Origin of the sequence: Coleofasciculus sp. (assembly GCF_046539235.1) — a bacterium.
In the GTDB taxonomy this organism is placed as follows: Bacteria; Cyanobacteriota; Cyanobacteriia; order Cyanobacteriales; family Coleofasciculaceae; genus Coleofasciculus.
In genome coordinates this window covers 1-9,219 of the sequence record NZ_JBKHHI010000265.1, presented here as the reverse complement: position 1 = coordinate 9,219, position 9,219 = coordinate 1, and the positions used below count along the sequence as shown (strand labels likewise).

General features: G+C 45.5%; 7 protein-coding genes, 2 pseudogenes and 1 riboswitch. Of the genes and pseudogenes, 5 read left to right on the top strand and 4 right to left on the bottom strand.

Features of this window, described 5'->3' with window-relative positions; genetic code table 11:
* From ACLFWI_RS20540 to ACLFWI_RS20525, 4 genes and pseudogenes are all read right to left on the bottom strand, one after another.
* Positions 1–568, bottom strand: a pseudogene (locus ACLFWI_RS20540) (aminoacyl--tRNA ligase-related protein); the annotation flags it as partial.
* Positions 569–675: 107 nt separating this feature from the next.
* Positions 676–1,509 (bottom strand): metal ABC transporter permease, encoded by an 834-nt coding sequence (locus ACLFWI_RS20535; RefSeq protein WP_446414450.1) that lies wholly within the window; start codon positions 1,507–1,509, stop codon positions 676–678.
* Positions 1,510–1,558: 49 nt separating this feature from the next.
* Positions 1,559–2,344: a metal ABC transporter ATP-binding protein gene (locus ACLFWI_RS20530; RefSeq protein ID WP_446414449.1), complete on the bottom strand. Its 786-nt coding sequence runs from the start codon at positions 2,342–2,344 to the stop codon at positions 1,559–1,561.
* A 168-nt stretch (positions 2,345–2,512) separates the two neighbouring features.
* A complete protein-coding gene (locus ACLFWI_RS20525; RefSeq protein ID WP_446414448.1) occupies positions 2,513–3,556 on the bottom strand; it encodes a metal ABC transporter solute-binding protein, Zn/Mn family in 1,044 nt (347 codons plus the stop codon).
* 529 nt (positions 3,557–4,085) lie between these two features.
* Positions 4,086–4,228: riboswitch (cobalamin riboswitch) on the top strand.
* Between the two features lie 565 nt (positions 4,229–4,793).
* On the opposite strand from ACLFWI_RS20525, the gene metE reads away from it, so the two are divergent.
* The 5 genes and pseudogenes from metE to ACLFWI_RS20500 form a co-directional block, all read left to right on the top strand.
* Entirely contained in the window at positions 4,794–7,040 is a 2,247-nt protein-coding gene (gene metE, locus ACLFWI_RS20520; RefSeq protein WP_446414447.1) for a 5-methyltetrahydropteroyltriglutamate--homocysteine S-methyltransferase, read from the top strand.
* The gene (locus ACLFWI_RS20515; RefSeq protein WP_446414446.1) at positions 7,024–7,326 is read left to right on the top strand and encodes a hypothetical protein; all 303 of its coding nucleotides are present in this window, start codon (positions 7,024–7,026) and stop codon (positions 7,324–7,326) included. The genes metE and ACLFWI_RS20515 overlap by 17 nt, the downstream gene beginning before the upstream one ends.
* Positions 7,327–7,583: 257 nt before the next feature.
* A complete protein-coding gene (locus ACLFWI_RS20510; RefSeq protein WP_446414445.1) occupies positions 7,584–8,033 on the top strand; it encodes a hypothetical protein in 450 nt (149 codons plus the stop codon).
* A 247-nt stretch (positions 8,034–8,280) separates the two neighbouring features.
* Positions 8,281–8,793 (top strand): DsrE family protein, encoded by a 513-nt coding sequence (locus ACLFWI_RS20505; RefSeq protein WP_446414444.1) that lies wholly within the window; start codon positions 8,281–8,283, stop codon positions 8,791–8,793.
* A gap of 70 nt (positions 8,794–8,863) precedes the next feature.
* Positions 8,864–9,163 (top strand): annotated as a pseudogene (locus ACLFWI_RS20500) (NirD/YgiW/YdeI family stress tolerance protein); the annotation flags it as partial.
* Between the last annotated feature and the right edge of the window lie 56 nt (positions 9,164–9,219).

Here is a 9,219-nt window from a genome sequence, read left to right as displayed (position 1 = left end):
ATTCCATATTGAAGCGATCGGGTAAATTGAAATCGACCTGAATTGTCGAACATTGCCACAAACGACCAATGGCATCTCGAATCTTAAGGTCAATCTTGGGACCATAGAACGCGCCACCACCCACATCTTCAATATAATTCCAACCTTTGGCAGCTAAAGCTTGTTTTAAAGCTGTTGTCGCTAACTCCCAAACTTCATCGGTGCCAACAGATTTAGCCGGACGAGTGGATAAATTAACCTCATAATCTGTAAAGCCAAAATCTGATAAAATTTGCTCGGTTAGATTTAATATCCCAATGATTTCATCGGCAATCTGATTGGGTAAGCAGAAAATATGAGCATCATCTTGGGTGAATCCTCGGACACGCATCAAACCATGCATAACGCCTGAGCGTTCGTAGCGATAAACTGTTCCTAATTCAGCAAAGCGTAAGGGAAACTCGCGGTAAGAATGCAGGTCGTGCTTATAGGTCAGAACGTGAAAGGGACAGTTCATCGGCTTAATTTGATAAGCCTGTTGTTCAATATCCATTGAGTCAAACATATTCTCTCGATAAAAATCCAAATGACTGATCATAATCCAAAATAAAATAATAATCATTCTCATTTTAACAGAAAAGCCTGGATTAAGGCTACACAGAGAGAGGAACTTGATCTCCATTTAAGGGAAAGACTCTACTGAAACAATCTTGTCTGCCTTTGGCGGTATCGCCGGAGAAAATTGATGCCCAAACTGGCAAGATAAGCGATCGCGGCGCACAGCACGATCGTGGCACCAGAGGTGAAATTGAGGACGTAGGAAAGCCACAATCCGGCTGTGGTAAAGATCATACACAGCAGGCTAGCTAGTAGCATCATTTTCTTCAAGTCCTTGACATACAGATTCGCGATCGCGGCGGGCATAGACAACAGGGCAATCAGTAAAATTATGCCCACCACCTGCATCAGCATCACCGCCGTCAGTGCAATAATTCCCATCAGCATCAAGTAAAGCCCATTCACTGGTACATTCCGCACCGTGGCAAAGGTTTCGTCAAAGGAGATCGCCAGTAACTCTTTGTAAAACAGCGCGACCAAAATGACGATAATTATATTTAGCGCCAGCATAATCCAGAGATCGCGTCTAGGAACAGCGAGAATACTGCCAAATAAATAACTACTTAGATTTGACGTATAGCCCGGTGTCAAATCAATAAAAATTACCCCAATTGCCATACCAATTGCCCATAACATACCAATGACAGTATCTTGTCGCAACTGGGTTTTACGCTGCACCCATCCCATTGTCAACGCCGCCATCAGACTGAAGGCGCTTGCCCCCAGCACTGGATTAAATCCCAAGAAAAATCCCATACCCACACCCCCATAGGCGGCGTGAGCAATGCCTCCAGCGATAAACACAATCCGATTGACCACCACAAAGCTGCCAATAATGCCACTGGCAATGCTAATCAACAGCCCAGCTAATAGGGCATTTTGCATAAATTCTTGCTGTATAACTTCCAGCATAAGCGAAATCAAAATTATTTCCTTGCGTCTCGGCTATTCAGGTTTTGAGTTAGGTCGGTTTTGACGGATGCGCGGCTAACGTTCGCGGTACAAACCGATTGTGAATCACTGGTTCGACTGATTCTCCGTAGGTCTGTTCTAGCATTTCATTCGTTACCTGACTGTCACCGTGGTAATACAGCCGTTGGTTCAAACAGCCGATTGTTTTAACGTAAGAGGATACCATGCCAATATCATGGGAAATCATCAAAATTGTCACATATTCATTCAGTTGACGCAGCAGTTCATAGATGGCTGTAGAGGCTTGACGGTCTAGACTGGTTGTGGGTTCATCAAGCAGTAGAATCTGAGGTTCTGTTGCTAACGCCCGAGCAATATAGACTCGTTGGCACTGCCCGCCGGAAAGCTCACTCACCGGGCGATCTTTTAAATCTAGCAAGTCTACCTGTTGTAATGCCTGTTCTACCTTCTCATCATCCTTACGATTAAAATGTCTCAATAAACGACCCTTGCCCAAACGTCCCATCCGCACAACATCCCCAACATTAATGGGGAAACTGCGGTCAAATGTCATCACCTGTGGAACATAACCGATATAACGACGACCTTGCTGAATCGAACGTCCGAGAATTTTCACCTGTCCCTGTTGAGGTGACAATAATCCCAATAGTACCTTGAATAGGGTGGTCTTGCCGCCTCCATTTGGACCAATGATGCCGATATAGTCCAATTTATTGACCGAAAGATTGATATCGTGCAAAATCGGTTCCTGACCGTATCCTGCCCAAAGGTTTTCGATCGTAATCACGAATTCAGATGTAGTTGATTGCGCCACAGTGATACCAGTTCTCTCTTTTTTATCAGGCAACAAATACACCCTTTTGCTATCGCCCGGATGGGTCAGATATGGCGCAACATCAGGAAGCATTGGTCTGATGACATTCGTTATCGATAGTGACAAAAAGTTGGTGTTATTTGCTGCAATAAAAACAATAAGTATAGACTATTTGCTAATCACAGCCATAAGGTGAGGGGTGACAACTAACAGGGCGGTTGGATCACCCATAACATCCTTAAATGTGTTAGACACTTTGCTCATATTACTCATCCAGTCTTCAGCCAGTGGATCGAGTAAAATCACCTCTCCACCAATTTCATTGGCAATTGTTTTAGCGTCTTTGGTGCTAAATTGAGGTTGAGCAAAAATGATTTGAATATTGTCTGCCTTGGCTTTAGAAATTAGCTTGGACATTTCTGCCGCACTGGGTTCATTGCCTCCAACTTCAATGGGAACCATTTCCAAATTGTAGGCACGAGCAAAGTAGCCCCAAGCCGGATGGAAGACCATGAAGGTTCGATTCTCAACTCCAGAAAGGGTTTGCTGAATGTCTTGATCCAGTTGCTCTAGGTCAGCAATGAAGGCATTTAGGTTCTCTTGATAAATCTGTTGACGGCTGGGGTCAAGTTCGACAAGAGCTGCATAAATGGTTTGTGCTTGTTCTTTAACCAGGGGGGGTGATAGCCAAATGTGGGGATCGGGATTGGCTACGGTTTCGGTTTGAGAACTAGCCTCCTGATCATGCTGGTGTTCGTCGGCGTCACTGTGGTGATGGTGTTCTTCACCGGGATGGGAATGTTCCGCCGCCATAGGCATTCGGTTAACTCCTTCTGTCAAATCCACAACTTTCATCTCCGGATTCGCAGAACGAATGCGTTCCCACCAGGCATTCTCAAAAGGAACCTGGATGCGGGCATACGCCTCTGCATCCGCTAAATTTTGTAGCTGTTGGGGTTTGGGTTCATAGGTGGCTGGACTCGCACCAGGCGGTAACATTACGGTGACATTGACATATTCACCACCAATCCGTTCGACAAAATATTTTTGCGGTGGAATACTCACAACCACGTCAAGCTGATTCTCTGAGACGTTAGAGTCAGCAGATTGAGCCGATTCGGTTGTTTCATTCGTTTGAGTTTGTCCACAGCCGACTAAAGACACGATTCCTAAAGCCAGGATTGTGGTAACTAGACGGCGATAATTTGGCATGGTCAGTCTCCTTTGCTGGATTGATAGCAGGTTTGACTTCGGCAACTACATTGTTTGATAATAATAATCATTATCATAGCATATAGAGTGTTGTCGGCGGTGCAGGAGTATGAAAGGGTTTTACCTTATGTCCTTGAATATGAGCCAAAGTTCCGTTTCAATTTGCTGAAGTTCATCCTTGTTGCGACTGAGTTGGTTCGAGAGTTCCCCGCGACGTTGAATTAGCTGCTCTCGTTCTTGGTCTAATCGAGATAGGCTGGCACATTTTCGTCCTCCTATTGATCTAGTTTTGAAGCGGCTTTTTTGCCGCGAGACTATATTACCTTACTTTTGATAATGATTATCATTTTTGCTGTGAAGTTTGTTTAAGTGTTAATGGTACTTTTGTACTATATATGGATTTAGAGTCAGTCGAGCCAAGGGAATTTTGGTGCTTCCGGACTTACCCATTTCCGCCATTCGCCTTGTTTATTCCCCTTGTGGGCAAAATCAGGGGAACAGGGGAGACAAAAAACACATAATGGTGATATAGTGAAAATCACAGTTCGGTTCTAACGGGGAGCAGCCGTTAGAAGTAATGGGGAAAGTTTGGTGCAAATCCGACGCTGTCCCGCAGCTGTAATGAGACTGATGTCTCTGAGTCAGAATGCCCGCCGAATGTCAAACAATTTCAGTCAACTCATTTCATCCATCTGCGAGGTACAGAGGTATACAATTATGAATAGTCCCATGCCGCGATTTTACGCTCTGATCGTGCCAGAAATACGCTACAGATGCTAGCTGGCATTAATCGATTGGTTTGGCAATTTATCCAGTGAAGGCAGTGCTTCTGCTGTCCGGAAATATAGCATTAAGCTGTTCGGCATTTAAACCTTAATGTCAAGAATGGCTCTCATCCTGGTAGTGCGTTTAGCGAAGCCATGCCGCAGGCTTTGCATCTTGCTCGCGGCTAATACCCAATTTAAATGCATGACAGCTTACTATATCCGAGGCTTTCCCGCCTAGGTCAGAATCACCTGAACCGTTGAACCGGATTTTCTGGCACAGATTCTGCCTTTGAGGAAATTGCACCCATTCAACACAACCTATAGCATTTCATCGCTCTAATGACTCCGGTAACACCGATTAATTGCCTGAGGCATTAGATAGCTTGATTGCTGTTCATTGATGGTGAAGTGCTACCCTTAGCGCTTGATCAAATCCTGGCTATTACACCTTAATTAAACACAGAAAAACCATGTCAATTCAAACCGCAACATTAGGCTATCCTCGCATCGGCAAAAACCGCGAAGTCAAAAAAGCATTAGAAGCCTTCTGGAGTGAAAAATTAGACGCAGAATCCTTATGGGAAACCCTGCGCCAGGTGGAAGAAACTAACTGGCAAACCCAACGTGAAGCCGGTATCGATCGCATTGGGATTGGTGACGCTACCCTCTATGACTCTGTACTCGATTGGTCCATTTATCTGGGATTGATTCCAGAACGATTTCGGCATCTATCCGGTTTAGAGCAATACTTTGCCATGGCACGGGGGAAAGAAGGCATTCCCGCCCTGGAAATGACCAAGTGGTTTGATACGAATTACCACTACCTCGTGCCGGAAATTTCCGCCCAACTGCAACCGACAGATTTTAATCCGGTTTTGGCAACAGTTAAACGCGCCCAACAAATTCTGGGAAAACGGGCAACTCCGATTATTTTAGGCCCGATGACACTCCTACGATTGAGCCGGTTAGACATGCCGATTTCGGAGATCATTCGTCCTCTGTGCGATCGTTATGTGAATCTGCTACAGGCACTCAAACCCTTGGATATAGAAGAAGTCCAAATTCATGAACCTGCCCTCGTTTTGGGAGATACGGCTAAGTTTAAAGACGACTATGAATCAACTTACGCTTCATTGGCGCAGGTTGGTATACCGCTAAATTTGGTCACCTATTTTGATGATTTGGGTGAAAGTTATCCCTGGGTGATCCAATTACCCGTTGCCAGCATCAGTTTAGACTTTACCCGTGGGCGCAATCTAGAACAACTTAAACGCCATGGGTTTCCCAGCGATAAACGCCTGGGTGTGGGTATTGTAGATGGACGAAACATCTGGCAAATTCGACCCGATCGCCTCTTACCAATCCTGGACGATATTAAACCAATTACCTCCAACCTATCCATTCAACCCTCCGCCTCCCTACAGTTTGTTCCCTACGATGCAACAAGGGAAACTAAGTTACCCGAACCCCTACGAAATGTGCTGAGTTTTGCTGAACAAAAACTCCAAGAAGTAGTAATTTTGGCGCAAACCCTCCAAGGGGAAGACAGGCGATCGCAATTGCAGGATATTGCCACAGGTCAAACGGCGTTTGAGCAATTCAGTCCCCCCAATACACAGGTTCAACAACAGCTTCAGTCATTGAATGTTGATGCCTTTGAGCGATCGCTCCCCTATGCCCAAAGACAGCCACTACAACTTCAACTTCCCCCATTTCCAACCACCACAATTGGCTCATTTCCGCAAACCTCACAGGTGCGGAAACTACGGCGGCAATGGAAGCGCGGCGAAATTACTCTGGCTGACTACAAAAAAGCAATTGATGCCGAAATTGCTCAGTGTATTCGCTATCAAGAAGAAGCCGAATTAGATGTGCTGGTGCATGGTGAATTTGAGCGCACCGATATGGTAGAGTTTTTTGGGCAACAACTCCAAGGTTTTGCCTTCACTCAACATGGATGGGTACAAAGTTATGGCAGTCGCTATGTTCGTCCCCCGATTATTTATGGTGATGTCGTGCGTCAAGCGCCGATGACGGTTCGTGAGTTTAAAGTTGCCCAGTCATTAACGGAAAAACCGATTAAAGGGATGCTCACCGGACCCGTAACGATGATTAATTGGTCGTACCCCCGTACCGACATTTCCCGACAGGAACAGGCGTTCCAAATTGCCTTAGCCTTGCGGCAAGAAGTGGCGGATTTAGAAGCAGCAGGAGCGACGATTATTCAGATTGATGAACCGGCATTGCGAGAGGGTTTACCGCTGAAATCAGAACGGTGGCAGGATTATCTGTCTTGGGCAGTGGATGCGTTTCGTCTCAGTGCTGGAATTGCCAAACCCCAAACCCAGATTCATACTCACATGTGTTATTCGGAGTTTGGGGATATTATTCAGCACATTCAGCGTCTGGATGCGGATGTTTTATCCATTGAAAATAGCCGCAGTAATAATGAAACTTTGTTTGAAATTACTAATGCTGGATATGCTCATCAGGTGGGGAATGGTATTTATGATATCCATAGTCCAGTGATTCCCACAACAGAACACCTTCTGGAACAACTACGGACAGGAGTGGCTAATTTGCCCGTTGAACAAATTTGGGTTAATCCCGACTGTGGCTTGAAAACTCGCCATTGGGACGAAGTAATTCCGGCGTTGAAAAATATGGTAGAAGCGGCAAAAATGCTGCGGGAGGAAATCTATGCGTCCGGAAAATAGTGTTTGGCAAGGTAATTTGGGCTACTGGCAAAATGAGTTTATTCATGCCAATTTGTTGGTGATTGGGTATTACGCTTGGAACGGTTTTGTCGAATCCGGTCGCGGGATGGTTTGTGTGGATGTGCAGGATGCCGCGATCGCATCGAAGACAATCAGTCTGGATTGGATACCGTTCCATGCTGAATTCATTGCCAAACCCCAGGTAATGAGTCAAATGCAAGCACACAAATTGGAGGAAGGGCACGGTACGGCGTATTGTGGTGGGAAATTGACCTGGTTTGGTTGATGATTAGTCTGTTGCGAAGACTGGGATTAGCGACTAAGGTCAGAGTTTTCTAATCCTACACGATTAAGTCTTGGGGAAGATGGAGAAGTAATTAGAACGTCTATTTTAGGGGTGTAGGGGCGGGTTTCATTACTATCGTTTTTTGTCCACCCTAACGTCACTAAACCAGCCCTGACCTAACCATTCAATTATCACAAATGACGTAGCTTGCTTCTCGCGCTATTCGAGTATGACGAATGACGAATAACGAATGACAAATGACTGAAACAAACTCTCAAGATTGGCAGCACGATTTTATCGCCACTAACCTGTTAGTCATTGGTTATAACGCTTGGGTTGGCTACTTGAGTGGGGATCGTGGTACTGTTGTCTGTAGTACCAATACTCCGACTGTTGGTGCTTTTGGAGAAACATTCCCAGCTCATTTTGTGCCGCGCCGTCGTCTAGCTACTTTTTTAAATGCATGGCTGGCGGCTCCTGATACGGTGCTACGGCAAAAACATTTCATGAATGGCTATATTTTGCAAGTGGTGGATCATTATAATCCTTACAAAGATGTTGTTTTGTTGCTGGAGTATGCCAATCAAGCGGCATTTTTCAACTTGACAAATTTACCCATTGCCCCACCAAAATGTTACGAGATTGTCTGTAGAGGATGGACAGAATTTCAACCAGAGGACACCAAATCCAAAGAACGAAAAAGATGAGGCTACTGGTTAACTAAAAAAAAGACGCGATCGCCCCGAATTAAACCAGCAATCGGTGAATCTCACCGGACTTGATCATGACATCAGGATAGAGTGCGATCGCCCCTAATCATAGATTTGACCGTTTGTCTTTTGACAAAACACAAGACAAGCATGATCATCGATTCGGCATTTATTTCTCAAACGTTGGGCTGCACTTAAGCAACAACGTCAACACAATTGTCAAACGGCTTGAGGTATAAATATTATGCAACAGGGCAGTGGCAGAGTAGGTAGAGGGGCGATCGCACTTTTAGGCGCAGTGCTGGTATTACCGTTAGCCACCCAATTACCGGGTTACGCGCAACCAGGCGAGATCACACCCAACACAGGGGAGGAAATTACCGCCGCTAACCAGCAGAAAATTATTGTGCATCTTAAACACAGCACCGATGATCTTCACGCTGTTTTTATGGCGCTGAAGCTGGGAGGCAATATGCAAAGGAAAGGGGCGCAGGTTACAGTGGTGCTAACCCTGGAAGGCGTGCGACTGGCAGATGCTAGACAACCCTTAGATCTGCGTTGGGGAAACAGTACTATGACTATTGCTGAACTCTATGAAGATTTTGTGACCGCAGGTGGCAAGATTATCGTCTGTCCGGTTTGTGCTAGCGCCGTCGGGATTGAGCAAAATTCTCTGCGTCCTGGAAGTCAACTTGCCTTAGAGGATAATGAAATCCCTAACTTAATTTTAGCGGCTGACAAAGTGTTGGATTTCTAACGCTCAAAAGTCAACAAGTCCCCGCCAGTCGTCTGACGGGGGAATGTATCAAGACATACCAAACAGACTGATGAAAGGTACTATATTACTCGCTTTTACCTCAGTTTCCCTAGCCCTAGGAGTTCCCAGTATGATGGGTTCACTCATCAACCAAACCGCGATCGCACAAACCCCGATTCGAGAACTGCAACGCAATTCGGGTGTCACGATTTCGGGTACGGTTAAAAGCGTTGTCGGTAACGAGTTTACGCTGAATGATGGTACGGGTGAAATCATCGTTGATCCAGGTCCTCGATGGTGGAAGGAAATTAATCTAACTCCTGGAGAACAAGTCACCGTTGTCGGTGAATATGATGACTACGATTTCGATGGCGTCGGGTAGTTGACAATATTAACCAGTGGTGAGGATGAGATTTCGATGCGATC